We start from the raw sequence: 26,736 nt of genomic DNA, 5'->3' as shown, positions 1-26,736 counted from the left end.
GATGGAGCGATTCACCGACTGCGTCGCCGTCGTCACCGGTTCGACCCGCGGTATCGGCGCGGGCGTCGCGAAGCGACTCGCCAGCGAAGGCGCGAAGGTCGTCGTCACGGGCCGCACCCGTGACGCCGGCGAGGCGACGGTCGCCGAAATCGAGGCCGACGGCGGCGAGGCGGCGTTCGTCCGCGCCGATATGCGCGACCCCGACGACATCGCCGCGCTGTTCGATGCGACGGTCGACACCTACGGCGGCCTCGACGTGCTCGTGAACAACGCCGGCGTCGAGACGAACACCGGCGTCACGGAGGCGACGCGCGAGGACTGGGAGTTCGTCGTCGAGACGGACTTCCGGTCGTTCTGGCTGTGTGCCAAGGAAGCGGCCGCGCGGATGGACGAGGGAGCGATCGTCAACACCTCCTCGAATCACGCGTTCCTGACGATGCCCGGGATGTTCCCGTACAACGCCGTGAAAGCGGGCATTAACGGAATGACGCGCGCGATGGCGCTCGATCTCGGCCCGCACATCCGGGTCAACACCGTCAACCCCGGTTGGGTCGCCATCGAGCGGACGCTCGCGGAGATGGACGACGCCGACCGCCGCGAGATCGAGTCGATCCACCCCGTGGGCCGAATCGGTACACCCGAAGACGTCGCCGCCGCGGTGGCGTTCCTCGCGAGCGAGGAGGCCGGCTTCGTCACCGGCGCGAACCTCTTGGTCGACGGCGGTCGCACGGCCGTGATGCAGGACAATACGTTACCTGATTATCGCGCTCGCCGGGAGGGACAGGAGTGACGCGGGTCGACCTCGGACACTCCGCGGTCGCGTACGATCCCGACACTGGTCGGCTCACGATCGAAGCTGGTGCCGATGCCCTGGATTCGGACGTAACTCCGAAAACGCTCTTTTCGGGGTCCCTCGGGATCCGACTCGCCGACAACGAGGACGCCCACAGCGACGGCGACCGCGATGGACTCGTCGTCGACGTGTCGGTCGAAGCCGCGGATCGAGATCGTGGCGATCACGGCGGCGATGCTATCGACCTGACTGTCGCGGTCGAGAACCGCACGAGAGAGCCCGTTCGCCTCGACGCGATCGAGGTGCTCGACGGGACCGTTCCGTTCGGCCCCGCCGACCGCGTTTTCGTCCACGGCTACCAGTCGTGGTCGCCGACGGCGACGCTCCGGATCGACGAGCGGTTCCCCGCGGAGACTCCAAAGAGCCGCCCGCAAATGGTCGATCTCGCCGCGCCGGACGACGCGCTGACGAGCCACGCCGTCACGGCGCTGACTGGCGATCCGGGGACGCTGACGCTCGGCTTCCTCGATCACGACGCGTCGCTGACGCGGTTCGACCTTTGCGCCGACCGCGACGCAGACCAGACTGCGCTCACGGCGCTCTGCCCGCTAGACGGGGTCGCGATCCGCCCCGGTGAGCGACGCGAGAGTGCGACGCTCCGGATCGACGCGGGTCAGTCGCTCTCGGCGGGGCTCGAATCGCTCGCGGCCGACGTCGGCGAGCGGATGGACGCGCGCGTCCCCGAGACGGTACCCACTGGCTGGTGCTCGTGGTACCACTATTTCACCGACGTGACTGCAGACGACGTCCGAACGAACGTCGCGGACCTCGACGAGTGGGACGTCGACCTCGACGTCGTCCAACTCGACGACGGCTACGAGACCGCCTTCGGCGACTGGCGGACGCTCGCCGACGGCTTCGAGTCGATGCGCGACCTGCGCGACGACGTCGCGGCCGCGGGCTACGAACCCGGACTGTGGCTCGCACCGTTCTACGTCCAGGCCGACTCACGACTGGCACGCGAACATCCCGAGTGGCTGCTGACCGACGAGGGTGACCCCGTCGACGCCGGCGCGCGCCACGGCCCGATGTACGCACTGGATACGACGCACCCCGAGGTGACCGCCTGGCTCCGCGAGACCTTCGCGACCGTCGTCGAAGAGTGGGGCTTCGAGTACCTCAAACTCGACTTCCTCTACGCCGCGGCCCTTCCCGGCGACAGACACGGCGACGTGACGCGAGCCGAAGCGTATCGGCACGGTCTGGGGACGATTCGCGAGGCCGTCGGCGACGCCTTCATCCTCGGCTGCGGGGCACCCGGCTTCCCCAGCGTCGGCCTCGCCGACGCGATGCGGATCGGGCCGGACACCGCGCCCTACTGGCGGCGCGAGGGCGACAGCGCGAGCCAACCCGCCCACGAGAACGCCGTCCGCAACGTCCTCAATCGGCAGTTCTGTCACCGCCGGCTGTGGGTGAACGATCCCGACTGCCAGCTCGTGCGCGAAACCACGGAACTCACCGTTCCCGAACAGGAATCCTTCGCCGCGCTCGTCGCACTCACGGGCGGGTCGAACTTCCTCAGCGACGCCGTCGCGGAGATCGACGACGCAGGCCGGCGGCTGTTCGAGCGCACGCTCCCACCAGTCGAGGACGGCCGCGTCCACGGCGTCGGCGACGGTGAGTTCCCCGACCGCGTCGTCTGCGAGCGCCCCGCTGACGGGGCGGTCGCCGTCGCGGCGTTCAACTGGAGCGACGAGCCGCGTCGGGTTCGCGTCGACCCTTCAGCGTACGTCGATTCCGGTGACTCACAGGACTCGGACCGACCGGCGTTCACCTGGACGGCGCTTGGACCGACCGACTCGCCGAACGGTCTCGCCCGTGGGCCAGTCGAGCGCGAGGTCGCCCCGCACGGCTGCCTGCTCGTCCACTGTACGGCTGCCCCAACCGATCCTCGCCCGACGGTCGTCGGCGCGGATCACCTCGCGAACGCCGGATCGCAAGTGACCGACGTCACCTGGGCCGACGGCACGCTGTCGGTGCGGCTCGACGCCGACAGGCCGATGGAGTTGGTCGTTGCTGTGCCGGAGCCGTGGCGACTGTGTGAGTCTGACCGGAACGACTCCGACAGTGAGTGCACCAGCGCCGGCGCCGCTGGCGGCGTCGATACCATCACATTCACCGCCGCACCGGGCACAAACGAGTTCGAATTCGAGACACGAGAATGACTGACGACACAGACGGAGATTCCGAGGAGCACAGCGACGAGGCCGCCCGCCCGACACCCGCACTCACTGCGTCGGACGCGTCGGCGACGGCGACGCCCCGCATCGGCGTCTGTTACTTCCCGGAGCACTGGCCGCGCGAGCGCTGGGAGACGGACGTCGAACAGATGGCCGAGGCCGGCATCGAAGTCGTGCGGATGGCCGAGTTCTCGTGGGGGCGGCTCGAACCGGAACGCGGCGCGTTCGACTTCGAGTGGCTCGACACCGCCGTCTCGCTGCTCGGCGACGCCGGCATCGATGCCGTCCTCTGTACGCCGACGGCGACGCCGCCGAAGTGGCTGATCGACGAGTATCCCGAGATCCTGCAGGAAGAGCCCGACGGGACGACCCGCGAGTTCGGCAGTCGCCGTCACTACTGCTTCAACTCGCCGGTGTATCGCGAGGAGAGCAAACGGGTCGCTCGGCGGATGGCCGAGCACTATGCGGACGTCGACGCGGTGGTCGGCTGGCAGACTGACAACGAGTACGGCTGTCACCACACCGTCCGCTGCTACTGCGACGACTGCGCCGCGGCGTTCCGCGAGTGGTGTCGCGACCGCTACGAGAGCGTCGACGACCTCAACGAGACGTGGGGCACGACCTTCTGGAGCCAGCAGTACGGCTCCTTCGCAGAACTCCAGCCGCCGCGACACACCGCGGCCGAACACCACCCCTCGCGACTGCTCGACTACGCGCGCTTCGCCAACGCGAGCGTCGTCGACTACAACGAGATGCAGGCGGACGTCCTCCGTGAGGCGAACGACGAGTGGTTCGTGACGCACAACTTTATGGGCCACTTCGACACCCTCGACGCCTTCAGCGTCTCTGAATCGCTAGATTTCGCCACCTGGGACTCCTATCCGACTGGCTTCGCACAGGACCGAAATACCGAATCAGTCACCGAGGACCGCCTCCGCGCGGGCGACCCCGACCAGGTGAGCCTCAACCACGACCTCTACCGCGGCCCGGCCGGCTTCTGGGTGATGGAACAACAGCCTGGTGACGTCAACTGGCCGCCGCGCTGCCCGCAACCCGGCGAGGGAGCGATGCGCCTGTGGGCCCACCAGGCGGTCGCCCACGGCGCGAACGTCGTCTCGTACTTCCGGTGGCGCCGCTGTCGGCAGGGCCAAGAGCAGTACCACGCCGGCCTGCGAAAGCACGATGGCTCGCCCGACCGCGGCTACGAGGACGCCGCTCGCGCGGCCACGGAGTTCGAGTCGCTCGGCGACCTCGACGGTGTCGACGCGCCCGTGGCACTCACGTTCTCCTACGACGACCTGTGGGCGCTCGCCGAGCAACCCCACGCCCCCGACTTCGACTACTGGGGGCTCGTCGGCGCGTTCTACCGCGCCCTCCGAGCGCGAGGCGTACAGGTCGACGTCGTCGAGCCCGCGACTGACCTCGACGGCTACGAGGCCGTCGTCGCACCGACGCTCCACCTCGCGGACGAGTCGCTTGCGACCCGACTCGAATCGTACGTCGACGACGGCGGACACCTGCTTCTGGGGCCGCGCTCGGGGTACAAACTGCCGGGCAACCGACTCCAGTCCGACCTCGCACCCGGTCCGCTCGCGTCGCTCGTCGGCGGCCACGTCGACCAACACGAGAGTCTCCCCGAGTCGGTCGACACCACGCTGACCTACCGCGGCGACGCGTACGACTACCGGACGTGGGCCGAGTGGCTCCGCCCGGAGACAGCGGATGCGGTCGGTGAGTACACCTCCGGAACGGCCGGTGGGCGTCCAGCCGTACTCGACCACGTCGTCGGCGACGGCTCGGTCACCTACTGCGGCGTCTGTCCCGAGTCGGATCTGGCGGACGCGCTCGTCACCGACCTCCTCGACCGCGGCGGCGTCGCTTACAGCGACCGGCTCCCGGAGACTGTCCGCGCCGCCGAGCGCGACGGCCACACGTGGGTGCTCAACTTCGGCGGCGACCCCATCGAGGTGGACGCCCCCGACGACGCCGAATGGCAGGTCGGCGACGCGTCGATCCCCGGCTACGGTGTCGGCGTCGTCGGCGCTGCAGTGACCGACTTGTCGGTCCAGTAGCGGCCGCGCACGGCCCTCCTCGGGAGCCCGAGCCCTCCGTTTTCAGCGCCGGAGAACGACCACTCGCCTTATGCCTCCGTATCGCTGAGATACGACAATCAGTATGCAGCGACGGACCTACCTTCGCGGCGCGGCCACCGCCGGCGTGCTTGGCACAGCGGGCTGTCTCGGATTGGGGGACTCGAACCCCGACGTCGCCCTGCCTGAACCGGACCGCGAGTACACGAGCGAGGAACTCCCGTACCCTGCGTGGGGGCAGCGCATCCCGGACGCGACGCTTCCGGACCCAATCGACGGCGGCGAAGTTTCCGTTCGGTCCGTCGGGAAACCTCAACTGCTGACGTTCTTCTACAGCCACTGCAACACGGTCTGTCCGGTGTTGATCCAGTCGATGCGGAACGTCCAGGCGCACTCTCTCGAACAGGAGTACGCCGACGCAGTCGCGTTCTTCCCGGTGACGTTCGACCCGCAGCGTGACGACGCAGAACGCCTCCGAACCTACGGCGAGGAGATGAACGTCGCGCTCGACGCCGGCAACTGGCACTTCCTCAGGCCCGAGTCGAAAGCGCGGGCGAAAGCCGTGGTGCAGGAGCAGTTCGGCGTGAACTTCCAGCGGACACACCCCGATAATATGGATATGTATATGTTCGCGCACTCGGCGATGACCTACCTCGTGAACAGCGACGGCTACGTCGAGCGGGCCTACCGAACCGACTCGCCGGACCCCGAACAGATCATCGACGACCTCGAAACCGTCAGAAACCGATGAACCGCCGACAGCTCCTGACCGCGCTCGGCGGGCTCGGGCTCACGGGTGCCAGCGTCGCGGCGTTCCGCGGCGACCTGCCGGGCACAGGTGGCGACGACTCGGGGCTCCCGATGCGCCTCGAGACGCTCGACGCTCGCGGATCAGAGGCCGGCGAGACGGCGATTCCCGTCCCCGAGACGCCGACGGTAATCGACCTGTTCGCGACGTGGTGTGCGCCCTGTAAAGAGCAGATGAACGAACTCTCGACCGTCTACGAGGAGTACGGCGACAGCGTCGCGTTCGTCTCCGTCACCAACGAGCGGATCGGCGGGACACTGTCGGCCGACGATATCCGGGCGTGGTGGCGACGACACCACGGCGAGTGGACCGTCGCTCTCGACCCCGACAGTGACCTGATGGCGGCGCTCGGTGCCGGCGGGATCCCGTATCTCGTCGTCACCGACGCCGCCGGCACCATTCGCTGGCAGGACGCCGGTCTGACCCGCGCACCGGACCTCCGAACCGAACTCGACGCCGTCCTCTCAGAGACGTGACGTCGGCTGCCTTCCTCGGAACCGTCGCGTTCGCCGCCGGCACGGGCGTGACGACGTTCTTCGCGCCCTGTGCCTTCCCGCTGCTGCCCGGATACGTCGGGTACTACGTCCGCCGGAACGACGACACGCCCGGGCTCGTCTCGGGACTCGCGGCCGCTGCGGGCGCAATCGTCGCGCTCGGCGTTATCGCGATGCTCGCGTTCGCCCTCGGCCAGCGACTCACCTCGTTGTTGCCGCTGTTCGAACCGCTGATCGGCGCGATGCTGGTCGTCTTCGGTCTGTTGGTCCTCTCGGGGTGGACGCCGCCGACGATCCCACTCCCGAAGCGCCCGGAGTCGCTGCTCGGATTCGGTGTTTTCGGCGCGGTCTACGCGGTCGCCGCGGCGGGGTGCGTCGTTCCGCTGTTCCTCGGCGTGATCGCGCAGGCGTCGGCGCTCTCACCCGCGCGCGGCCTCGTCGTCCTCGGAGCCTACGCCGGGGGCGTCGCGATCCCGCTCGTCGGCGTGACGCTGCTCACCGACGCCGGCGTGACCGCTTGGCGCGGGGCGGGCCGGTACGCGGGCTATCTGAAGCAGGCCGCCGGGGTACTCCTCGTCCTTGCCGGTCTCGGGCAGTTGTACCTCTCTATCGTCGTCCTCGACGTGCTCTGAAGTTGGCGGTCACGCCACGTCTCACTTCGTGTCTCACACCGTGACGTCTTGCTTCGGAACTCACAACCGCTGTGCGAGCGCCTCGAGCGCGTCGCTGCCGCCGTTCCGGAGCGGCGTTCCGTGTCCCATACACGCGACCTCGAACGGCGGTGCGTCCGATGCAAGCCGTCGGATGCTCTCGCGGACCTGGGCCGTGTCGTAACTCATCGCCCAGCCGGACGCTTCGAGCGCGCCGTCGGATTCCGCGACCAGATCGCCGAGCAATCCCACGTCGAGCTCGGTGCTCACGTACGCCACGTGTCCCGGCGTGTGACCGGGCGTGTGGTAGGCGGTGAACGTCCCGACCTCCTCGCCGTCGTCGACGGCGGCGACGTCGAGTGACGGATGGGTCGTGAAGACGCTGGCGAGCCGCTGGAACGCGCCCTTGTGATTCGTGACGGGCGGCGACCGCCGGTTCGTCAGAATGTCTGCGTCGAACGGTCCCGCGTGCACAGTCGCGTCTAACTCCGGCGTCAACGCGGCGAGCGCCCCGATGTGGTCGAGGTCGTAGTGGGTGAGTAGCACTCGTTCGATATCGCTCACCTCGACGCCAGCCGAATCGAGTCCGCTCCGGACCGCGGACCCGTCTAAGGGCGTCCCCGCGTCCACCAGCGTGGGCACGTCGTCGAAGACGAGATATGCGTTGACGCCGCGCAACGCGAACTGCCACACGTCGTCGGTCAACTGCGTCGCCATACTCGGTGTAGGCTCCCTGCTGGTTTGAACGCTGGTGTACCACGTGCCGAACGCGGTTGCACGTATCGATCGTCCCGGCACGAAACTTCTCGGGTGGTGTCGCCGACACCGAAACGCTTCAAGCGCCACATCTTCGACGTACTGATACCGAATGACGAACACCGCCTCACCCACACCTCTCCCGGACGCGACCCGACTCGGCCGATCCGCACTTCGCGTCGCCGACCTCGACGAGATGATCGAGTTCTATCGGACAGTCGTCGGTCTCTCCGTCCAGTCCCGCGGCGAGACGCGCGCAACCCTCGGCGCCGACGACACGCCGCTTTTGGTGTTGCTCCGCGACGCCGACGCCGCGCCGCGAACTGACCGGCAGGCCGGCCTCTTTCACACCGCGTTCAGAGTCCCATCGCGCACAGCGCTGGGTGCGGCTCTCGAACGGGTCCGCGACCACTGGACGCTGGAGGGCGCGTCGGATCATCTGGTGAGCGAGGCGCTCTACCTCAGTGATCCGGACGGCAACGGGGTCGAAATCTACTGTGACCGTCCGCGCGAGGAGTGGCCGCGTTCGGACGACGGTACGGTCGAGATGTCGACGCTGCCTCTCGACGTCGACGCCATCGTCACCCAGTCCGACAGCGCTGCGGACGCACCCGCTGGAACCGATCTCGGCCACGTGCACCTGGAGACAACGTCACTCTCGGCCGCCCGCGAGTTCTACGTCGAGACGCTCGGCCTCGGCGTCCAGATCGACAGCGACGCCGCGCTCTTTGTCGCTGCCGGCGACTACCACCACCACGTCGGGATCAACACGTGGAACGGACGGTCCGAGCCAGCGGGCGGCCGCGGACTGGCGTGGTTCGAGATCGTGGTTCCGAGTAGTGACGCGCTTGCGGCCCTTCGAGAGCGTCTCGCGGACGCAGGTGTCGCCGTCACCGACCGCTCTGACGGTGTCGAAATCGCCGACACTGATGGGATCGGCATCCGTCTCCGCGTGGAATAGCGATCCGAGCGGTGTTCGCCGCCAGGGAGCATCTTACTCGCCTTCGGGCCGCAACCGCGCGAGCCGCATCGCGTTGCTGGTCACGCCGACAGTCATCCCGGCGTCGCCCGCCAGCACTGCCAACCAGATCGGAACGTAGCCGAACGGCACGGCGACCGCCAGGAGCGCCTTGATGCCGAGGCTGGCCCAGATGTTCTGTCGAATGACGCCGTTCGCGTCGTTCGCGAGTTCGTAGAGGTACGGAAGTTTCGCGAGGTCGTCGGCCATCAGCGCGATGTCGGCGGTTTCTAGCGCCGTGTCCGTCCCCGCTGCGCCCATCGCGATTCCCACCGTGGCCGTCGCCAGCGCCGGCGCGTCGTTGATGCCGTCGCCGATCATCGCTACGCCGCCGTCCTCGGAGGTGTCGATGAGTTCCCGGACCGAATCCACCTTCTCCTCGGGCAGGAGTTCGGCGCGGTACTCGTCGACGCCGACCCGCTCGGCGATCGCGCGCGCAGTCCGCTCGTTGTCGCCGGTCAGCATCACCGTCCGTGAGACGCCGAGTTCTTTCAGTCGGGCGACGGCGCGCTCGGCTTCGGGTCGGACCTCGTCGGCAACGGCGATGACCCCCTCCAGTTCGTCCGCTGTTCCGACGAGAACGACGGTCTTTCCTTCAGACTGGAGCTCGGGGACGGTGCCGTGGAGGAGGTCGACGCAGTCGTTGCGCTCGCAGATCTCCTGGGCTGTCTGGGTCACGACGCCGCCGTCCGTGGTCGCGTGGACGTGTTCGAGGTCGAAGCCGAGTTCCTCGAACAGCCCCGGTTTGCCGGCGATGTGGGGCGTTCCGTCGAGCGTCGCGCGGACGCCTTTTCCAGTGAGACTCTCGAAGTCGTCGACCGTGCGCCCGTCGACGCCAGCCGAGTTCGCTGCGGCGACGATGGCTTCCCCGACCGGGTGTTCGCTGCGCTCTTCGAGTCCGCGAGCGCACCGGAGGACCTCCGCCTCGGAGTTCCCGTTCAGCGGGACGACGTCGGTGACGGTGAGTTCGCCGCTCGTGAGCGTCCCCGTCTTGTCGAACGCGACGACGTCGACCGCGCCCATCGCTTCGAGGTGTGACCCGCCCTTGATGAGCACGCCGTTTTTCGCCGCGCTCGTGATTCCAGACACGACGGAGACAGGCGTCGAGATGACGAACGCACAGGGACAGGCGAGTACGAGCAGCGTCAGGCCGTAGACGACGGCCGTCGGCCAGCCGACGCCGAAGACGAACGGCGTCCCGAGCGTGACGACGACCGCGAACGCGACCACGACCGGAGTGTAGTACGCCGAGAAGCGCTCGACGAACTGCTCGCGCTCGGTCTTCTTCGACTGGGCGTCCTCGACCATCTCGACGATGCGCGAGAGCGTGTTGTCGCTCGCCGCCGCCGTGACGCGGATCTCCAGGTAGCCGTCTTCGTTGATCGACCCGGCGTACACATCGTCGCCGACGGTCTTGTCTACCGGCACGCTCTCGCCCGTGATCGGGGCCTGATTGACGGCGCTTCCGCCGGTCTCTACCGTGCCGTCCATCGGGATCTTCTCGCCCGGGCGTACGACGACGACGTCGCCGGGTTCGACGGCCTCGACGGGCACCGTCTCGGTGCCGTCCCCACGCTTCACCGTGGCTTCGTCCGGCGAGAGGTCCATCAGTTCTCTGAGCGAGTTGCGGGCGCGATCCATCGAGTACCGCTCCAGCAACTCGGCGACGCTGAAGAGGAACGCGAGCGTCGCCGCCTCGAAGTACAGCGCCTCGCCGAACGCCAGACTCGCCAGCAGCGCGCCGACAATCGCCACCGACATCAGGAAGTCGATGTCGAGATTCAGGTTCCGCGCGGAGTAGTAGCCGTTCCGAAGAATCGCCTGCCCGCCGGTGGCGACGGCCAGGAGAAAGAGCACGTCCGCGAGCAGCAACTCCGTTCCCAGCGCGCTCGCGACTTGCGCGTTCGATCCCGGGAGGAAGAATTCGAAGACGAGGCCGATCGTCAGGAAGACGCCGCTGATCCACGTTTTCACCGCGCGTGAACTCGTCCAGATCGAGTCTCGACCGCGCTCGTCGCCGCTCACGCTACCGTCAGTATCTCCGCCCTGTCCCTTCGCGTCAGTGACCTCGTAGCCAGCACCCTCGACCGCGCTCACGAGGTCGTCCGGCGACACCGCGCGCTCGTCGTAGGCGACGCTCACGCTCCCGGTCGTCGGTCGGGTTTCGTGTGTTTCGACTCCTTCGACGCGGTCGAGCGCGCTTTCGACCTTTCCGGCGCAGGAGGCGCAGTCCATTCCAGGCACGGAGAGGCTGACTGTCGCCTCGCTGCGTCCTTCGACGCGGTAGCCCGCTTTCTCGATCCGGTCTTCGATGTCGTCTGCGGTCGTCGCGCCCGCGTCGTAGGTGACGGTGAGGCGTCCGCTCGCGATACGGGGGTCTACGTCCTCGATCCCGTCGAGTTTCGATACGCTACGCTCGACCTTTCCCGCACAGGAGGGACAGTCCATATCGGGGACGTCGAACGTCGCGGCCGCACCGTCGCTGCCCGCGGACGCCCCACCCTCTCGTCCGCCGCCTTCGTCCTGCGAATCCGGACGACCGGCGTCCCGGCCGCCGCGCGCCGAACCTGTCATTACTAGATCGGTGGGATCCACGTCTTATTAATTCATCTGCTATTTACCCGGGCTAAATTCACAGTGATTATTAAAAAATAAGAGATAGATTAACACTTCTGCACAGCAGCTTCGATATCTCGCTTCGGTACTGCATCGACATAGGCGTCTCGGATTCCGTCCGGCGGTCTTCGACGATCCTACCACATCGGCTTTCAGGGCAGCGACGCTACGTTCGTCTATGTCAGATTCACACGACAACGACGGACTGACTCGTCGCCGCGCGCTCGGTGCGGGCGGGGCGGTACTCACACTCGCGCTTGCAGGCTGTAGCGGCACTGGCGACGGCGGGACGACGGAGACCGAGACGGCCACCACGACGCAGACGGACACGGCGACGCCGACCGCGGAACCGACGACGACCGAGACCGGCGAAGCCTCACTCAGCGCGCTCGAAGTTCCCGAGGACGCAAACTGTGCGGTCTGTAATATGAAGCCCGCGAAGTTCCCGGACTACAACGCCCAACTCCAGTACGAGTCCGCCGAGCCGAAATTCTTCTGCTCGAACGGCTGTATGGCGTCGTTCGCGGCCGATCCGGGGCACTTCGAGGAGGCGTACGCCGATGCGTCGATCGCGGCGGCGTTCGTCCACGACCACGACACCACCGACTGGATCGACGGTCTCGCGGCCTCTTACGTCCTGGAGATGGACTCAGAGCGAGTCGACGACCCGATGCGGATCAATCCGCTGGCGTTCGATACTGAGGCCGACGCGACGGCGTACGTCGAGCAGTACGACGACTTGACGGCCGAGGACGTCGTCGGCTTCGACGCCTTCGACCGCGACCTCGCCGAGCAGTACCGCGCGAGTTTCTTCGAGTAAACTGATGCGTCGGGACGCCGCCCTCGCCGCCGCTGTGCTCATCCTTGTGACCGCGTACGGCGGCGCGTTCGTGGCGGACGCGACCCACGACCCCGAGCCCGTCTCGTTCGGCACCACAGCTAGCTCCGGTCTGACGGCGGAGACTGTCCGTGAGACACAGGCTGCGGGGGCTGTCGTCCCGAAAGCGCAGGTCTCCTACGCCCAGTTCGAGACGGTCGTCGGCTACTACGGTATCGGCTCGCTCGTCGCCGCGCTCGGTCGCGAGGGCCACACTCAGCGGTTCGGTCCGCCGCTCGGCGTCTTCGTCAGCGACTTCGCCGGGACGTCGCCGACGGTGAGCGACGCCGGGTATCCGGTCCCCACTGCGGGCCGCCCGGGGTGGACCACAGCGGCCGATGCACACTACGTGATCGTCCCCGAGCGCTCCGCTTCGGCCGGGCAGTCGCGTGGGCGCGCCATCGTTCCGTTCAGCGACGCGGCGGGCGCCCGGCAGTTCGCCGACCGCGTCGGTTCCGACGCGACAGTCTGGTCGTGGGCGACCGTCCGCGATCGAATCGACGGCCCGTCTCGCACACGCTCGTGGCCCGAGACCGTCGAATCCAGGGACCAGGCGGCGAATCGGACCGCTACGGAGGTCAGGTCACTCGCAGACCGCCCCGTCTCGCAGGTCGTCGGCGAGGACGCACCCAGCATCCAGCGCGCCGTCGACGCCGCGCCACCGAATACGACCGTCTACGTCCCACCCGGAACGTATGGAGAACGCGTTCGGATCGACCACCCCATAACGCTCCGTGGGGCGGGCCCAGAAACCGTTGTCTCGGCCGGGTCGAACGGGACCGGCGTTACAGTGACGAGCGACCGCGTCGCCGTCGTCGGCCTCGCGGTGACAGAGGTCGGCACGGAGACCATCGACGTCGGTAACGGGAGCGAGGCGTGGGACACGCACGTCAAGCAGACGTACGGCCGCGGCGACGCCGGCGTCGCGTTCGTGAACACTTCTGGGGCTCTGGTTGCCGACGTCACGGTGCGGACGCCGTCGAACGGCGTCTTGCTCCGGCAGACGAACAAGACGCTCGTCGAGGACGTCACCGTTCACGGAACCGCGACCGACGGCGCGGGCTATATGGGCGTGATGGCGATGGAAGCGACGTCGGCGGTCGTACAGCACTCGACGTTCAGCGGGACGCTCGACGGCGTCTATTCCCACCGGTCGAACGGCCTCGTCGTCCGTGACAGCCGTATGCGGGACGTCCGCTTTGGGACGCACCTGATGTTCACTTCCGAGACGCTGCTCGCCGAGAACGTCGCCCGCGATACCGACACTGGTCTCGTCGTGATGACTCGTCCCTCGGGGAACGCGCTCGTCGGCAACGACGTTCGTGACTCGGGTCGGGGGATCGTCACGGCCGGCAGCGACTCCTACGTCGCGCGAAACCGACTCGTCGGTAACGAGGTCGGCCTGGAGATCGGAACGCGGCGCTCGCTGTACGAACACAACGTCCTCCTGCGGAACGGCGTCGGGGCCGACGCGACCGGGATCGTCGCCTCCAACCGCGTCCTCGCCAACGACTTCGTGGACAACGACCGGCCCGCGGATGCAACCGGTGGCGCGACGCGCGTCTGGTCGAGCGCCGGGGGCGGGAACTACTGGGCGCGAGCGGCGGGCGGCCCAGTCGACGCCGTCGATCGCCCGTATCGCCCGACGAGCGCCGTCGACGCACGGTACGGTGCGCCGGGAACTCGTCTCCTCTCGGAGTCGCCCGGTCTCCTCGCCCTCCGCGAACTTCGCGGCACCGTCCCCGGGATGCGCAGCGGCGGCATTGTCGACCAGCGGCCGGCCGCCACGCCCGTGAACCCCGACCTGCTGGCGGTCGCGCGAAATGACTCTCAACGTATGATGAACGACTCACTCGTGACCACGAACTTCGATAGATGACGGACAACCCAGTGGTGACCGCCTCGAACGTCGCCTGCGAGTACGGCCCTGTCTCGGCACTCGCCGGTGTCTCCGCGTCGATCCATCCGGGATCGGTGACGGCTGTCGTCGGCCCGAACGGCGGCGGCAAGTCGACCTTCTTACGGACGCTTGCGGGCGTCGCGACCCCGACGAGCGGCACGGTCGCGTATCCGGTGACGGAGGGAACGCACGCGGTCGGCTACCTCCCGCAGTCGTTCCGCCCTCGGGACGACCTGACGGTCGGCGAGACGGTCCGGTACTACGACGCGCTCGTCGGTGACGGGCCGACGCCCGAGGAACTGCTCGATCGGGTCGGCTTGGCGCACGTCGCCGACCGACGTGTCGGCGCGCTCTCCGGCGGTATGTTGCGCTTACTCGGCGTCGCGGTCGCGGGCGTCGGCGACCCCGGTCTCGTCGTCCTCGACGAACCCACGAGCGGCCTCGATCGCACGATGACCAGACGGGTCTTCGAGAGCTGTGCGACGCTCGCCGGCGAGGACTGCGGCGTCGTCGTCGCCACACACGACTTGCCGACCGTAGAGCGCGTCGCCGACCGCGCGCTGCTCCTCGACCGCGGGCGGTTGCAGGCCGACCGAACACTCCCGATCGAGGGAACAGCGTTCGCGACGGCCTACGACGACGCTGTCGACGGCGAGACGACCGTTCGGAGCGGTCGAGAGACGGCTGACCCCGGTCGCGCCTCTGGTGGTGAACCCGTATGAGTGCGGTCGACCCGCTACGCGCAATCGCCCTCAACAGGGTCCACGTCGCCGCTATCGCCCGTCGAGAGGTCAAGACCGTCACGCGAAACCGGGGCACGATCGTCCTCTTCGTCGGCTTTTCGCTCCTCCTGCTCGGATTCACGTGGGCCGGCGGCGGCCACGCGTCCGGCTACGTCCCGACCGTCGTCGACCTCCTCACGCCGGTCGAACTGCTGGTCCCCGTCCTCGCATTCGCGATCGGCTATCGCGTGTTCGTCTCCGATCGGGAACGCGGAGAACTGGCCGTTCACGCCACGCTCCCGCCGTCGCGGTCGTCGATCGTTTTGGGGACGTTTCTCGGCCGTGGCGTGATCCTCGCGCTCGGCGTCGCCGCAGCAGCGCTCCCCGCGCTCGTCTTCGTCGTGCTCTCGGGTGACGGCACGTCGCCGATCTACGCCGCCCAGCGCGGTGCGGACTCGCCGCTTCTGTTCGCTCGGTTCGTCGCCGTCGCGACGCTTCTGGGCCTCGCCGCGCTGGCCGGTGCACTCGCCGTCTCTGCAGTCGCTCGCAGTGCCAAGAGCGCCGTCGGCCTGGCGCTCGGTCTCTGGGCGGTCCTGGCAGTCGGCGCTGACGTCGGGGCGCTCGCGGCCCTGCAGCGGGGATTTCTCGACGTTGGCGGCCTGCCGACGGCCGTCGCACTCGGTCCTGGCGGCGCGTATCGAGGACTCGTCTTCGCGACCGTCCTCGACGCGGCGACGGTCGAGGCGACCGCCGCGGTCGAACCAGTGGTCGGAGTGCTCTCACTCGTCGGCTGGACCGTCGTTGCTCTCGCTGTCGCTGCCTACGCGCTCTGGTGAGTTTTCGGACGCGGTCGTCACGGAACTTCTGTTACGGCGTCCCTTTCGCGGCCTGAGTATGCGGAGCAACCACTAGAGCGAGCGTGCTGATTGGTGAATTGCCCGGGAGCCAATCCCCGTGGCATTCGCCTTGGCAGCCTGTAAAGGAACGATTCGTGTGTTATGACCGCCTTCTTCGCGATACTAGGTGGGATCACGCTCATCGTCCTCGGCCTCCTCGGATTCGGCCCCTGAAATGCGATTTCGTCGACATTTCTTTCCCTCCAATCCGTCCGTCATTCCTGCTGGAGTACGCGGTACTGTGCGTACACGGGTACGGTCATCTGGTATTCTTCGGCGTCCAAGCGGTACGTCCCGCGGACGTTCGCGGGCGTCGCTGCGACGAGTGCATCGAACGTAACTGCGGTCTCACTGACTGGATCGCCGTCTCGATCGAGGATCGTCTGGACCGAGATGACCGCGACGAGGTCTTTACCCTCCACGGCGCTCGTGATGCCGCCGCCGACCTCGTCGGTTTCGAGTTGGTCGTTGACGTGTTCGGCGGCCGTTCGTGCGGCGGCGCTGGTACACTGCGTCTTCGCCCACTGTTCGAACGGCGTCGTCTCGTAGACGGGTTCACGCTCGGGCGGCTCGCCTTCGTCGACTTCGTCTCGATTCGTGTAGCGCCACGCGGCGACGTACCGGACCGCGTGTTCGTCCTCGACGTACGTCACCTCCTCGTCGTCTTCGACTTCCTCGACCTCGAGTTCGACGTCGCTCTCGCCACGGGCCGGACCCTGTCCCTCCATAATCGGTGGCGGCTCCTCGTCCGTCGTGTCCGCGGACGACGTAGCCGAGCGAGCGGTCCCAGTGGGCGCTTCGGATGAATCGGACTGCCGAGAGCTGCCGGGACTCCTCGCGATGCACCCTGAGAGAAAGAGCCAGGAGACCCCTGCCGTGGTCAGAACGCTCCGACGTTTCATATATTTGCTATTTCCAGACCAACGTAAGTGTCTTCTGTCAGGTCTGGCCTGCTTCGACAGGCCCAGTGATACCGTGTCACAGCGACTCTCTCCGGTATTCGAGGAACGTACCAGACGGCCTTTCATCGGACAGTACGTGGTAGCATCCAATGCGACGACGCACGTTTCTTGCGACGGCAGGCGGGGCCGGCCTCGCTGCGAGCGCTGGTTGTCTCGGCGGGGTTTCAAGCGTCTTCGGCGGCGGTGGGAACACCGTCCTCGGAAAGCCGGACGACCAGACTATCCGCAGTGCGAACCTCCCGTATCCGGCCTACGGCCAGGAACTCCCGGACGTCACCCTCCCGGCGGCCACTACCGATCAAAGCGTCTCGGTCGGCGACCTCGACACCGCCGTCGTAATGACGTTTTTCTACAGCCACTGCAACACGGTCTGCCCGTTCCTCATCTCCTCGATGCGAAAAGTCCAGACGAACGCCATCGAAGCTGGCTACGGCGACGACGTCACGTTCCTCCCTGTCACCTTCGATCCGAAGCGCGACGACGCGGCGCGGCTCGAAGAGTACGCCGAGATGATGAACGTCGATCTCGACGCCGGCAACTGGCACTTCCTCCGCCCCGACGATCACGACCACGCAAAGGAGGTGGTCCAGGAGACCTACGGCGTCACCTTCGAGAAGACGAGCGAGACCGAGAGCAGTATGTATATGTACAACCACCTCGGCCTCCTGCTCTTGGCGAACGCCGACGGCTACGTCGAACGGGCCTACACCGGCAACGACCCGGCGGGCGACCGCGTGTGGTCGGATCTGGAGACCGTCCTGCAAGCGTGATCGTCGACGCGCTCCTGCAGACCGGGGGGACGTGCGTCGCCCCGGGGGCCCAACCGCCGACGACGCGCACGGTCGAACTCGGCCTGTTCGTGCTCGTCGGCCTGTTCGGAACCGGCCACTGTCTCGGGATGTGCGGACCGCTCGTGTCGATGTACGCCGATCGGATGGACGGTGGACGCGCTGGCGGTGCTGGCGGACCCACTAGCGCCCGCGACGACGACTTCCTCTCGCTGTATGCGGTCCGCCAGCACCTGCTTTTCAACGCAGGGCGCGTCACGATCTACACGATCCTGGGCGCGGCGTTTGGACTGCTCGGGAGTCTACTGTTCGCGTCGGCCGCGACGACGGTACCCTTCGGCGACGAGATCCGGGCGGTCGCGGGCGTCGCTGTCGGACTCACAATCGTCGCCGCGGGGGTCGGCTATCTTACTGGGAGTGGCACGGCGATCGTCGATCACCTCCCGCTCCTCGATCGACTGTTTCGACGGATTCACGCGTTTTTGTCTCCCCGCATCGACCGGTGGGTCGGCTCCGAACGCATCTTCGCGTTGGGATTCGTCCACGGATTTCTCCCGTGTCCGCTGCTGTATCCCGCGTTCCTCTATGCGTTCAGCCAGGCCGACCCCGCCTTCGGCGCGATTTCGCTCGCTGCACTCGGGCTCGGAACCTTCCCCGCGCTGTTCCTCTACGGGACGTTGTTCCAGTCTATCGGCTCGCGACGCCGACGCCTCGTTCACCGGCTCTTGGGGGCCGTTTTCCTGCTGTTGGGCGCACACACGCTCCTCGCGGGATTACGTCTGTTCGGCATCGCGGTCCCGCATCTGTTCAGCCTCCCGCATTATCAGCCATTGTAGTTGGTCGCGATCGCTCGCGAGAATCGGAGCCCCTTCGGCCCCGCTTACTCACCGAAGATGTCGTCGAGGAGGACGACGAACCGATCGACCAGCCGATCGGGGAGCGACGGCTCGATCGCGACGAGCAGGTCCGCTGTCGCTTCGGGATCGACGACCGAGAGCGTCACGCGGTTGTTTCGGCCGTACTCCTTCTCGACGATTTCCTGCTCAGTGAGGTGGTCGACGTGGTGTTCGAGCGTCGCTCTCGCGACGCCGACGGCCGCAGCTACCTCGTCGGGATGGGACGGCCCGCGTTCTAACAGTGTGACGAGGATCTCCCGCGCCGTCTCGCGTCGGAGCAGCGCGAGCGCGCTCTGTTCCCACTCGTCGTACGTCGGGGGGTAGTAGTGCGTCCGGCCGTACAGTTGCTTCTGCACGAGTGTGTCGCGTTTCAGCAGTTTCCGGACGTGATACTGGACTTGCCCTGCTGCCAGGTCGAGTTCGCGGCTGAGTTCGCTGAAGTGGGTCCCGGGATGATCCGTAACGTAGCGTTCGATCCGCTGGCGTTGGTGTTGCATAGGTAGTGAGTCGAGATGGCCGTCGTCGGATACCGATTACTGGACGTCGTAGCTATCGAATCGACGTACAAAACGCAGTCGCCGAATCTCACTCTCTGGGATTCGTCGGTCGCTCCGCTTACCGCGTGCTGTAGACGGCGTACAGCACGAGCGCGGAGACGAGAAAGTCGAGCGCGTGGCCGAGCAGGTGATGCATCGTCATCGGCACAAGTCCGTACACCGTCGCGAGACCGATTCCCGTCCGGACGACGAGCGCACCGAGCGCCAGCGTGATGAGCAGGTAGTGAAACTCTCTGCGGCGCGCGTAGGCGGCGACGCCCAGGGCGAACACCACGACCGTGCCGATCCCGGCCAGGAGAATGCCTGCGAAGAGGAAGACAGCGTACTGCCGGTCGACCCACTCTGCCGGCACGAGTGCGAGTGTTCGAATCACCGACTCGGAAACGCCCAGGACCACGTCACAGTGTACAGAAAGCTCGGTCTAAACCGTTCTGGTTGGATCGGCGAAGGCTACGGTACGGTTTGCTTATACGCCCGCTTCGAGACCGCTGTTACCGGCTCTATCGGCGGCCGAAAGCGCCGTCTTCTGGTACCCTCCCTGGAACGAACTACGTTCCATTTAACAATGCCATTCCGTGAGGTACGTCCCCTTCTGGGAGGCCCTGTGGAACCGTCCGACGCCACAGGCACGTTCATATGACCAACTCAAACAGAAACTCACGCGCGACCCGACCACACAGAACACGTCGCTATTACGACTTTTTCGGCGACCTGCTGGTAGCCGTCGTCGGCGACGGTGGACGTACATCGACCCAGTACCGCCAGATGTACGACCAGTTCCTGACCGATTCGCCGTCCCGTGACCCCGACCTCGTCATCGAAGAGGCACCCGTGGAGGTCGACTCCGAGACCGTTCTCGGCGATCCGACGGATCACTACGGGTGGACCGGCGAGGAGTTCCTCGTCTACAACCGCGGTGACTATATGGCGGTCGAACCGGGCTGGGAGCAAATCCGCGTGACGCCCGGGTTCGAGCCGTTCTACTCGATCTATCCGATGGAGTTCGAGATTCGCCGGCGACGCATCGAACAGGGACAGGCGCTGATTCACGCGTCCGGCGTCACACTGGACGGACAGACCACGCTGTTCCCGGCCTGGCGCGGCGCTGGCAAGACGAACACGCTCTTGGCGTTGCTCCGCAACGGGGCGGACTTCCTCTCGGACGACCGCCTCTGGGTCGGCGCGGATGGTTCAGCCCGCGGGTACCCTCTGGGCGTGAATCTCCAGCCCTACAATCTCGACTCGTTCACCGAGATCGAGCCCGAGTACGACACGTTCCAGGACCGGCTCCGCCACGACGTCCACGCGTTCATCGACAAGCGTGTCAGCCGTGGCCATTCGCTCCCGCATACTGCTATCGGGTATCTGAACAACGCGTATCTCGCCGATAACGACCGGGACTTCGTCGACGTCACGACGCTGTACTCCGCTGCGAACGACGTCGAGCGAGCGAGTGTGGACAACGTGCTGTTTCTGGAGGCGGCGCCGAACGCCGAGACGGTCTCCGCCGCGCGGATTTCGACCGAGGCGGCGATGGCCGCGACGTCGGCCATCTGCAACTACGAGTGGGACGGCCGGCTCCGAGAGTACTTCCACGCGTACGATTCGCTCGTCGAGGGCGGCACGATGGTAGAAACGCTCGACGAGGTCGTCCGCAGCGAGCGCGACATCTTCCGTGAACTGTTCGACGACGTGGTGACGTACCGGGCACAGATCCCACGGAAACGGGACTGGACCGAACACGGGCTGGACCGGGCTATCGTCGAGACTGTCCGATCGCTCGAATCCGCCCGGACGGTCGAGGCAACCGACTAAACGCGTGTTCCCGCACCGACCTCACGCGTGGAACGAGCGCCACACCACACGGTAACGTCTCCGTTCCTCGATAACGCGTTCCTACTGGGCACACAACTGGTCTATACTTATTTGCGAAGCGACGGGTCTCTCTCTCGTTTGGTGGCGACAGTATGTCCCATTTTGATCCCCCCGTAGACGGTCCAGACGTTCGCCCGGGTGTCGTCTCGAACGCGTCCGATCGGTTCAGCATCTCGCGACGGACGCTTCTCGGCGCTCTCGGGGGCGGCGCACTCGCGGCCCTCCAGCCGACGCCAGCCGCGGGACAGACAGACGACTACTGGACCGTCGTCGCGATCCCCGACACCCAGAAGTACGCCGAGAAAGAGCGGCTGATCTCGTATGCGACCGATCAGACGGACTGGATCGCCGACAACGTCGACAGCGAGTCCATCCGATTTGTCACACACGAGGGCGATCTGGTGGAAAACGGCTCCGAGGAGGACGAGTGGGACCGCATCGACGGGGCGATGTCGACACTCGATGGCGTCGTCCCGTACTCGACGCTGCCCGGCAACCACGACTGGGCCGAGACGAACGACAAATCCTCCTCGGTCGAGAACTACGCCGCGTACTTCGGCCCGGCACGGTTCGACGACTATTCGTGGTACGGCGGGTCGGGGCCGCGAGCGGAGGGCCTCAACTCCTATCAACTGTTTTCCGCCGGCGACTACGACTTCCTTCACCTCGCCCTGGAGTGGGAACCGTCAGGTACTGTCGACGACGACGCCACGCCGCTGGGGTGGGCACAGTCTGTCCTCGACGACTACCCCGACCGCCCGACGATCCTCACGACGCACTCGTACCTCCGCGACGACGGTAGCCGCGCGACCAACTCCCAGGACGACGGCGGCGAAGGGAACCCGGGTGAGGTGGTGTGGCAGGATCTGATCGAGCCGAATCCCCAGATATTCCTCGTACTGAACGGCCACTGGCACGAAGACGACGGGGAGTACCACCAGGTCTCCGAGAACGCGGCCGGCGAATCAGTCTACGAAGTCGTCGCGGACTACCAGGATCGAAGCGACGGCGGCACCGGGTGGCTCCGGCTCGTGCAGTTTCATCCCGGAGGCGGCGATGAAACACCCGACCGAATTCAGTTCCGCACCTATTCGCCGAGCCTCGGCGAGTACGAGACCGGCGGCGACAGCGAGTTCGCGTTCGACCTCGATTTCGACGCTCGGTTCGATCCGTCTGCCAGCGAGGACACGCGCACGTCGTTCCAGCAAGGCGTCGACGGCTACGACGGCACGGTCGATACGAACCTCCGTGAAGCCGACCCTGAGAGCAGCGATCGGACTGCGTCAACGATCACTGTCGACACCAACGACCCGCAGAACTCGGAGAATCGAGCGCAGGCGCTCCTTCGATTCGACGACATCGTCGGCGACGCTGACGGACAGATTCCGTCTCAGGCGACTGTCCAATCAGCAACGCTGACTGTCGAGACGATCGACGAGGGTGACGGCGCAGCGGTCCATCGGATGCTCTCGGAGTGGCGTGCAGACGACACGTGGGCTTCGATGGATGGCGGCATACAGGCGGACGGAAGCGAGGCCGCGACGACGCCCGATGCGAAAACTGGTAGCGTCGCGTCCGGCTCGACACGGATCGACGTCACCGACAGCGTCGAGCGCTGGGCCGACGGGGCCGCCAATTACGGCTGGGCGTTCCTCCCGCTCGGCGACGACGGCTGGGACTTCGAGACGGCGGAGGGCGAGACGCCGCCGACACTGACCGTCCGGTACGTAGACGACGCTGACGGGCCGCCCGCCGACGGCTCCGACGGATCGCTCGCAGGTGACGCCGACGGCGACGGGGACGTCGACGGCGACGACGTCGATCGGATGCAACAGTACGTCAACGGCGACGACGTCACTATCGACCGAGACGCGGCCGACGTCGACGACGACGGTGACGTGGACATTGGGGACATCGTTACCGTTGCCGACAGCGCCGGAGGGGGCTGATCGCGGATGCGTGACTCGCTCTCTGTGTCGGTTGTCGTCGTGTGCGTCGCTGGGCTCCTGATCGTCGCGGCGGGCGTCACCCCCGCCGCATCGGCTCCCGACTCGTCGGTGACGCTCGGTCAGGAAGCGGGCGATGCGCCCGCCGACTCGATCACGGGTGAGCCCGGCGAGACGGTCACGCTCACTGTGTGGGCCTCCGCCTCCGACGTTCGAGGCTACCAGACGAACCTCACCTACGACCCTGCGGTGCTCCAGGTCCAGGACGTTGCGGGCACGTCCGACTTCGAGGATCCCGTCTCGACCGTGAACGACGAGCAAGGCTGGGTCGCGTTCAATCAGTACCGGTCGGCGGCGACCGACGATCCGGTCCTCGCCACCATCACGTTCGAATTCACCGAGAACGCCGACACCGAGGGCGAGGTCGCCTTCGTCGCGGCCGATACGAAATTCGCGGACGGGGACGGAGGCACCTTCTCACCGGCCACGTACCGGTCGCCGTCAGCTGTGCAGATCGTCGAGGATTCGACGGGGACGCCGACTCAGACTGCAACACCAACGCCGACGGAGACGGCCACCTCTACACCGAATTCGACCACGACAGCGGCCCCCACACCGAATTCGACCACGACAGCGACCACCACGCCGACTCCTGACTCCTCGGACGGTGACGACGATAACGACGATAACGACGATAGCAGCGGTGGCAGTAGCAGTGGCGGTGGCGGCGGTGGCAGTTCCTCCGATTCGTCGCGAGCGGATATCACGTTCACCAACGCCAGTGTGTCGAATGGCTCAGTGGCGCCGAACGCGAGCGTCGATGTGACCTCCACGATCGAGAACCGCGGCCGCGCGACGGGCAGTACGTCGCTCGAACTCTTGGTCAACGGATCACGGACCGCCGACGGGCCGACTGTCACGCTCGATCCGGGAGAGACGGAGCACGTCACGATGACCGTCTCGTTGGAGCAGTCCGGGAGCTACGAACTCAGCGTCGGCGACGCGCTGGGCACCAAAGAGACAGCCGCCGGACTGGTCGTCGTCGAGCAATCCCAGATGACTCCCTCCGGTACCTCGGATCCTCGCTCTAGGACCCCGACGACAGCCCCACGCGTCACTACCGAGACCACGCCGGCAATCGAGGCAGCCGATGGCGGGAGCGACGTCCTCGGTGCTGACGGAGATGACCGAACTGGAGCCACGACCGGCGGGTCGGACGCTTTCGGCGACGGCTTCGGCGCCGTCCCTGGACTGCTGGCTGTTCTCCTCGTAGCTTCCGCTCTCCTGGCCCTGACGAGTTCCCGCCGCGGGTGAATCGCTACGGCTCGTCCGGTGTGTGACGCGATTCTCCCCGGCCGATAGTATGATAATCGTATAGCTCGCATCTGCTGGTATCACCCCACTCGATCTCTCCCGACGGCCCGGCTGTCGGGCGGCTTCCCGGACCTCTGACAGGGTTGTGAGCCGGCGATGCGGCGTGTCCTCTCTGCTCGCTCAACGATGAACCGACGCTCTCTCTACTTCACCGGCCCGTTCGAGACGGCGATTGAGGAGACGTCCGTCGAGATGGCCGCCGACGAAGTGCTAGTCGAAACGCGCGTTTCGGGCGTCAGCGCCGGAACGGAACTGCTCATCTATCGGGGCGACGCCCCCGAAGAGCTCCCTGCCGACGAAACGCTCGAAACGATCGACGGCGACCTCTCGTTCCCGCTGCGGTACGGGTACGCCTCCGTCGGAGACGTCGTCTCGGTCGGCGAGGCGGTCGACGACGACTGGCTCGGGCGAACGGTTTTCGCGTTCGACCCCCACGAGACGCACTTCTCGATCGCGCCCGAGCAACTCATCGAAGTCCCCGAGGACGTGTCCGTCGAGGAGATGGTGCTGTTTCCCTCCGTCGAGACGGCAACGTCGCTGGTTCTCGACGGACGACCGCGGGTCGGTGAGGACGTCGTCGTCTTCGGTGCGGGCGTCGTCGGCCTCTGTACGATCGGCGTGCTGGCGTCGTTCCCACTCGGGCGGCTCGTTGCCGTCGAGCCGATCCCGGGCCGGCGAGAGCGGGCTCGACACCTGGGGGCGGACGTCGCAGTCGCGCCCGACGAACTCGACGACGTCCTCGATCGTGGGCCCGACTGCGACGGTGCTGACCTGGTCTATGAACTCTCCGGACACCCGGAGACGCTCGACGACGCGGTCGGGGCTGCCGGCTACGACAGCCGCGTTATCGTCGGTTCCTGGTACGGTGACAAGCCGGCGACGGTCGATCTCGGAGCGTCGTTCCACCGCGATCGGATCTCGGTCGAATCGAGCCAGGTGAGCACGCTCGCGCCGGAAACCCGCGGTCGCTGGACGCGCGCTCGACGGGCGGAGACGGCGCTGTCCCGGCTTCGCGACCTCGACGTCGAATCGCTCATCACACACCGGATCCCGTTCTCCGACGCGCCGGACGCGTATCGCCTCCTCGACGAGCGCGCCGACGGCGTCCTCCAGGTACTGCTCACGTATCCGTGAACGGCTTTCAGTAACAACCGCAGCTCTCACTTCCACGAATGGCCCCACCCACCGACGACACGTACGAACTGACTGTCACGCGGGAGTTCATCGCACAGCACTATCTCACCGTCCCGGACCCCGGGCCCGAAGGCGAGATCAACAGCCACCACTTCACGGTCGAACTCCGGTTCGCAGGCCCGGAACTCGGCGCCTACGGGTACCTGGTCGACATCGACGCCGTCGAGGCCATCCTCGACGACCTCGAAGACCGGTACGGGGACGCGCTTCTCAACGACCTCCCCGAGTTCGAGGGCCTGAACCCGAGCATCGAGCACTTCGCGCGCCTGTTTGGCGACCGCGTCGCGGCGGCGCTCGACGATCCCACGCCAACGAGTCTGACTGTGCGGATCTGGGAAGACGACGTCTCGTGGGCGAGTCACAGCCGCGTCCTCGAGGAATGACGCACGCGCTTCCCCGGTATCTCGAATCGAAGCGGTCCGTCGACGAGCGGGCGCTATCTCGGTATGTCCGCGACCGGTTACTGGACGCGCTTCCTGCGGAGCCGCGGATCCTCGAAGCCGGGTGTGGGACGGGCGTCACCGTCCCACGCCTGCTCTCGTGGGGGCTCGACTCCGGCCGGTATCGCGGCGTCGACAGCGACGAGTGCATCGTCGCCTTCGCCCGTCGGGTCCGCCCGGCCGCGCTCCAGCGGGCGGGCTACGGGATTGTCACTGGCCCGTCACCGGTGTCGTCGGTGTCCGAGCGCGACGAGATGACCGCTGCGGCCGACTTCACCGTCTCGGATCTCGCCGTCTCCTTCGAGACCGGCGACGCGCTCGACGCACTCGACAGCGCGTCGGATCTGGACCTCGTCATCGCCCAGGCGTTCGCCGACCTGGTTCCACTACCGCGTCTCGTCTCAGCCGTCGAGTCGGCGCTCAGCCCGGGGGGACTCGCTTACTTCCCGATCACGTTCGACGGCGGCACGATCTTCCAGCCGGACCATCCCGCCGACGACGCGGTCGAACGCGCGTACCACGCCGCGATCGACGAGCGATCCGGACGTGATGTCCGGGCCGGTCGCCACCTCGCGGATCTGCTCCGCCGACGGGACGGTGATCTGCTCGCGATCGAAAGCTCCGACTGGATCGTTCGCCCCGTCGACGCCGTGTACCCGGCCGACGAGCGGTACTTCCTCTCGCGGATCCTCCGGTTCGTCGAGGAGACGATCTCTGATTCGGACCAGACAGTGCCCGCCCTCGACGTCTGGCTCGACGCGCGGCGCGACCAGCTCGCGGCCGGCGAACTCCTCTACGTCGCCCACCAGTACGACCTGCTCTATCGCGCTCCATAGAGCGGGAC

24 protein-coding genes are annotated in these 26,736 nt (G+C 66.7%); 19 read left to right on the top strand and 5 right to left on the bottom strand.

Annotated elements, in window-relative coordinates; genetic code table 11:
* Nucleotide 1: 1 nt before the first annotated feature.
* From NO347_RS16245 to NO347_RS16220, 6 genes are all read left to right on the top strand, one after another.
* A complete protein-coding gene (locus NO347_RS16245) occupies nt 2–790 on the top strand; it encodes an SDR family NAD(P)-dependent oxidoreductase (RefSeq protein WP_256290737.1) in 789 nt (262 codons plus the stop codon).
* The gene (locus tag NO347_RS16240; RefSeq protein ID WP_256290736.1) at nt 787–3,018 is read left to right on the top strand and encodes a glycoside hydrolase family 36 protein; all 2,232 of its coding nucleotides are present in this window, start codon (nt 787–789) and stop codon (nt 3,016–3,018) included. Before NO347_RS16245 ends, NO347_RS16240 begins: the two co-directional genes overlap by 4 nt.
* Complete coding sequence (locus NO347_RS16235; RefSeq protein WP_256290735.1) at nt 3,015–5,105, top strand: beta-galactosidase; 2,091 nt, start codon at nt 3,015–3,017, stop codon at nt 5,103–5,105. Before NO347_RS16240 ends, NO347_RS16235 begins: the two co-directional genes overlap by 4 nt.
* A 103-nt stretch (nt 5,106–5,208) precedes the next feature.
* Nucleotides 5,209–5,874 carry an SCO family protein gene (locus tag NO347_RS16230; protein WP_256290734.1) on the top strand — a complete coding sequence of 222 codons (666 nt, stop codon included), beginning with the start codon at nt 5,209–5,211 and terminating at the stop codon, nt 5,872–5,874.
* Nucleotides 5,871–6,407 (top strand): TlpA family protein disulfide reductase, encoded by a 537-nt coding sequence (locus NO347_RS16225; RefSeq protein WP_256290732.1) that lies wholly within the window; start codon nt 5,871–5,873, stop codon nt 6,405–6,407. The genes NO347_RS16230 and NO347_RS16225 overlap by 4 nt, the downstream gene beginning before the upstream one ends.
* Entirely contained in the window at nt 6,404–7,057 is a 654-nt protein-coding gene (locus NO347_RS16220) for a cytochrome c biogenesis CcdA family protein (protein WP_256290731.1), read from the top strand. Before NO347_RS16225 ends, NO347_RS16220 begins: the two co-directional genes overlap by 4 nt.
* 60 nt (nt 7,058–7,117) lie before the next feature.
* Here the strand turns inward: NO347_RS16220 and NO347_RS16215 are convergent, their stop codons facing one another.
* Complete coding sequence (locus NO347_RS16215) at nt 7,118–7,792, bottom strand: MBL fold metallo-hydrolase (RefSeq protein ID WP_256290730.1); 675 nt, start codon at nt 7,790–7,792, stop codon at nt 7,118–7,120.
* Between the two features lie 151 nt (nt 7,793–7,943).
* Here NO347_RS16215 and NO347_RS16210 point away from each other — a divergent pair, with 151 nt between their 5' ends.
* Entirely contained in the window at nt 7,944–8,792 is an 849-nt protein-coding gene (locus tag NO347_RS16210) for a VOC family protein (protein ID WP_256290729.1), read from the top strand.
* 33 nt (nt 8,793–8,825) lie between these two features.
* Here the strand turns inward: NO347_RS16210 and NO347_RS16205 are convergent, their stop codons facing one another.
* A complete protein-coding gene (locus NO347_RS16205) occupies nt 8,826–11,423 on the bottom strand; it encodes a heavy metal translocating P-type ATPase (RefSeq protein ID WP_256290728.1) in 2,598 nt (865 codons plus the stop codon).
* Between the two features lie 220 nt (nt 11,424–11,643).
* On the opposite strand from NO347_RS16205, the gene NO347_RS16200 reads away from it, so the two are divergent.
* The 4 genes from NO347_RS16200 to NO347_RS16185 are packed head-to-tail and all read left to right on the top strand — an operon-like array spanning nt 11,644 to nt 15,800.
* The gene (locus NO347_RS16200) at nt 11,644–12,285 is read left to right on the top strand and encodes a nitrous oxide reductase accessory protein NosL (protein WP_256290726.1); all 642 of its coding nucleotides are present in this window, start codon (nt 11,644–11,646) and stop codon (nt 12,283–12,285) included.
* 4 nt (nt 12,286–12,289) lie between these two features.
* The gene (locus NO347_RS16195) at nt 12,290–14,221 is read left to right on the top strand and encodes a NosD domain-containing protein (RefSeq protein WP_256290724.1); all 1,932 of its coding nucleotides are present in this window, start codon (nt 12,290–12,292) and stop codon (nt 14,219–14,221) included.
* Nucleotides 14,218–14,964 (top strand): ABC transporter ATP-binding protein, encoded by a 747-nt coding sequence (locus NO347_RS16190; RefSeq protein ID WP_256290722.1) that lies wholly within the window; start codon nt 14,218–14,220, stop codon nt 14,962–14,964. The genes NO347_RS16195 and NO347_RS16190 overlap by 4 nt, the downstream gene beginning before the upstream one ends.
* Complete coding sequence (locus tag NO347_RS16185; RefSeq protein WP_256290721.1) at nt 14,961–15,800, top strand: ABC transporter permease; 840 nt, start codon at nt 14,961–14,963, stop codon at nt 15,798–15,800. The genes NO347_RS16190 and NO347_RS16185 overlap by 4 nt, the downstream gene beginning before the upstream one ends.
* Nucleotides 15,801–16,075: 275 nt before the next feature.
* Here the strand turns inward: NO347_RS16185 and NO347_RS16180 are convergent, their stop codons facing one another.
* The gene (locus NO347_RS16180) at nt 16,076–16,588 is read right to left on the bottom strand and encodes a hypothetical protein (protein ID WP_256290720.1); all 513 of its coding nucleotides are present in this window, start codon (nt 16,586–16,588) and stop codon (nt 16,076–16,078) included.
* A 323-nt stretch (nt 16,589–16,911) separates the two neighbouring features.
* Here NO347_RS16180 and NO347_RS16175 point away from each other — a divergent pair, with 323 nt between their 5' ends.
* The gene (locus NO347_RS16175) at nt 16,912–17,592 is read left to right on the top strand and encodes an SCO family protein (RefSeq protein WP_256290719.1); all 681 of its coding nucleotides are present in this window, start codon (nt 16,912–16,914) and stop codon (nt 17,590–17,592) included.
* On the top strand, nt 17,559–18,446 hold the full coding sequence (locus NO347_RS16170) for a sulfite exporter TauE/SafE family protein (protein ID WP_256290718.1): 888 nt from the start codon (nt 17,559–17,561) through the stop codon (nt 18,444–18,446). The genes NO347_RS16175 and NO347_RS16170 overlap by 34 nt, the downstream gene beginning before the upstream one ends.
* Before the next feature lie 44 nt (nt 18,447–18,490).
* On the opposite strand, the gene NO347_RS16165 is transcribed toward NO347_RS16170, so the two are convergent.
* Together NO347_RS16165 and NO347_RS16160 are read right to left on the bottom strand one after the other, a co-directional pair.
* On the bottom strand, nt 18,491–19,003 hold the full coding sequence (locus NO347_RS16165) for a winged helix-turn-helix transcriptional regulator (protein WP_256290717.1): 513 nt from the start codon (nt 19,001–19,003) through the stop codon (nt 18,491–18,493).
* Nucleotides 19,004–19,121: 118 nt separating this feature from the next.
* Complete coding sequence (locus NO347_RS16160; protein ID WP_233560640.1) at nt 19,122–19,460, bottom strand: DUF7471 family protein; 339 nt, start codon at nt 19,458–19,460, stop codon at nt 19,122–19,124.
* Nucleotides 19,461–19,828: 368 nt separating this feature from the next.
* Between NO347_RS16160 and NO347_RS16155 the strand changes: the two genes are divergently transcribed.
* The 6 genes from NO347_RS16155 (at nt 19,829) to NO347_RS16130 (ending at nt 26,728) form a co-directional block, all read left to right on the top strand.
* Nucleotides 19,829–20,878 carry a hypothetical protein gene (locus NO347_RS16155; protein ID WP_256290716.1) on the top strand — a complete coding sequence of 350 codons (1,050 nt, stop codon included), beginning with the start codon at nt 19,829–19,831 and terminating at the stop codon, nt 20,876–20,878.
* 152 nt (nt 20,879–21,030) lie between these two features.
* Nucleotides 21,031–22,887, top strand: a complete 1,857-nt coding sequence (locus NO347_RS16150) for a DNRLRE domain-containing protein (RefSeq protein WP_256290715.1) — start codon at nt 21,031–21,033, stop codon at nt 22,885–22,887.
* Nucleotides 22,888–22,893: 6 nt separating this feature from the next.
* On the top strand, nt 22,894–24,198 hold the full coding sequence (locus NO347_RS16145; protein ID WP_256290714.1) for a cohesin domain-containing protein: 1,305 nt from the start codon (nt 22,894–22,896) through the stop codon (nt 24,196–24,198).
* Nucleotides 24,199–24,384: 186 nt separating this feature from the next.
* A complete protein-coding gene (locus tag NO347_RS16140; protein WP_256290713.1) occupies nt 24,385–25,392 on the top strand; it encodes a zinc-dependent alcohol dehydrogenase in 1,008 nt (335 codons plus the stop codon).
* Nucleotides 25,393–25,430: 38 nt separating this feature from the next.
* Nucleotides 25,431–25,835, top strand: a complete 405-nt coding sequence (locus tag NO347_RS16135) for a 6-pyruvoyl trahydropterin synthase family protein (RefSeq protein WP_121570162.1) — start codon at nt 25,431–25,433, stop codon at nt 25,833–25,835.
* Nucleotides 25,832–26,728, top strand: coding sequence for a class I SAM-dependent methyltransferase (locus tag NO347_RS16130; RefSeq protein WP_256290710.1), 897 nt, complete (start codon nt 25,832–25,834; stop codon nt 26,726–26,728). The genes NO347_RS16135 and NO347_RS16130 overlap by 4 nt, the downstream gene beginning before the upstream one ends.
* Nucleotides 26,729–26,736 lie beyond the last annotated feature (8 nt).

This window comes from Halobellus inordinatus, from assembly GCF_024464655.1.
Taxonomy (GTDB): Archaea; Halobacteriota; Halobacteria; order Halobacteriales; family Haloferacaceae; genus Haloquadratum; species Haloquadratum inordinatus.
This window is presented reverse-complemented; position numbering and strand designations above follow the sequence as displayed.

Excerpts from the sequence above, each read along its gene's own strand:
- NO347_RS16210 (WP_256290729.1), top strand. The coding sequence starts at position 7,944 with ATGACGAACACCGCCTCACCCACACCTCTCCCGGACGCGACCCGACTC.
- NO347_RS16200 (WP_256290726.1), top strand. The coding sequence starts at position 11,644 with ATGTCAGATTCACACGACAACGACGGACTGACTCGTCGCCGCGCGCTC.
- NO347_RS16235 (WP_256290735.1), top strand. The coding sequence starts at position 3,015 with ATGACTGACGACACAGACGGAGATTCCGAGGAGCACAGCGACGAGGCC.
- NO347_RS16155 (WP_256290716.1), top strand. The coding sequence starts at position 19,829 with ATGTACGACCAGTTCCTGACCGATTCGCCGTCCCGTGACCCCGACCTC.
- NO347_RS16205 (WP_256290728.1), bottom strand. The coding sequence starts at position 11,423 with ATGACAGGTTCGGCGCGCGGCGGCCGGGACGCCGGTCGTCCGGATTCG.
- NO347_RS16230 (WP_256290734.1), top strand. The coding sequence starts at position 5,209 with ATGCAGCGACGGACCTACCTTCGCGGCGCGGCCACCGCCGGCGTGCTT.
- NO347_RS16225 (WP_256290732.1), top strand. The coding sequence starts at position 5,871 with ATGAACCGCCGACAGCTCCTGACCGCGCTCGGCGGGCTCGGGCTCACG.
- NO347_RS16175 (WP_256290719.1), top strand. The coding sequence starts at position 16,912 with ATGCGACGACGCACGTTTCTTGCGACGGCAGGCGGGGCCGGCCTCGCT.
- NO347_RS16185 (WP_256290721.1), top strand. The coding sequence starts at position 14,961 with ATGAGTGCGGTCGACCCGCTACGCGCAATCGCCCTCAACAGGGTCCAC.
- NO347_RS16165 (WP_256290717.1), bottom strand. The coding sequence starts at position 19,003 with ATGCAACACCAACGCCAGCGGATCGAACGCTACGTTACGGATCATCCC.
- NO347_RS16195 (WP_256290724.1), top strand. The coding sequence starts at position 12,290 with ATGCGTCGGGACGCCGCCCTCGCCGCCGCTGTGCTCATCCTTGTGACC.
- NO347_RS16135 (WP_121570162.1), top strand. The coding sequence starts at position 25,431 with ATGGCCCCACCCACCGACGACACGTACGAACTGACTGTCACGCGGGAG.
- NO347_RS16145 (WP_256290714.1), top strand. The coding sequence starts at position 22,894 with ATGCGTGACTCGCTCTCTGTGTCGGTTGTCGTCGTGTGCGTCGCTGGG.
- NO347_RS16245 (WP_256290737.1), top strand. The coding sequence starts at position 2 with ATGGAGCGATTCACCGACTGCGTCGCCGTCGTCACCGGTTCGACCCGC.
- NO347_RS16215 (WP_256290730.1), bottom strand. The coding sequence starts at position 7,792 with ATGGCGACGCAGTTGACCGACGACGTGTGGCAGTTCGCGTTGCGCGGC.
- NO347_RS16140 (WP_256290713.1), top strand. The coding sequence starts at position 24,385 with ATGAACCGACGCTCTCTCTACTTCACCGGCCCGTTCGAGACGGCGATT.
- NO347_RS16150 (WP_256290715.1), top strand. The coding sequence starts at position 21,031 with ATGTCCCATTTTGATCCCCCCGTAGACGGTCCAGACGTTCGCCCGGGT.
- NO347_RS16130 (WP_256290710.1), top strand. The coding sequence starts at position 25,832 with ATGACGCACGCGCTTCCCCGGTATCTCGAATCGAAGCGGTCCGTCGAC.
- NO347_RS16190 (WP_256290722.1), top strand. The coding sequence starts at position 14,218 with ATGACGGACAACCCAGTGGTGACCGCCTCGAACGTCGCCTGCGAGTAC.
- NO347_RS16180 (WP_256290720.1), bottom strand. The coding sequence starts at position 16,588 with ATGGAGGGACAGGGTCCGGCCCGTGGCGAGAGCGACGTCGAACTCGAG.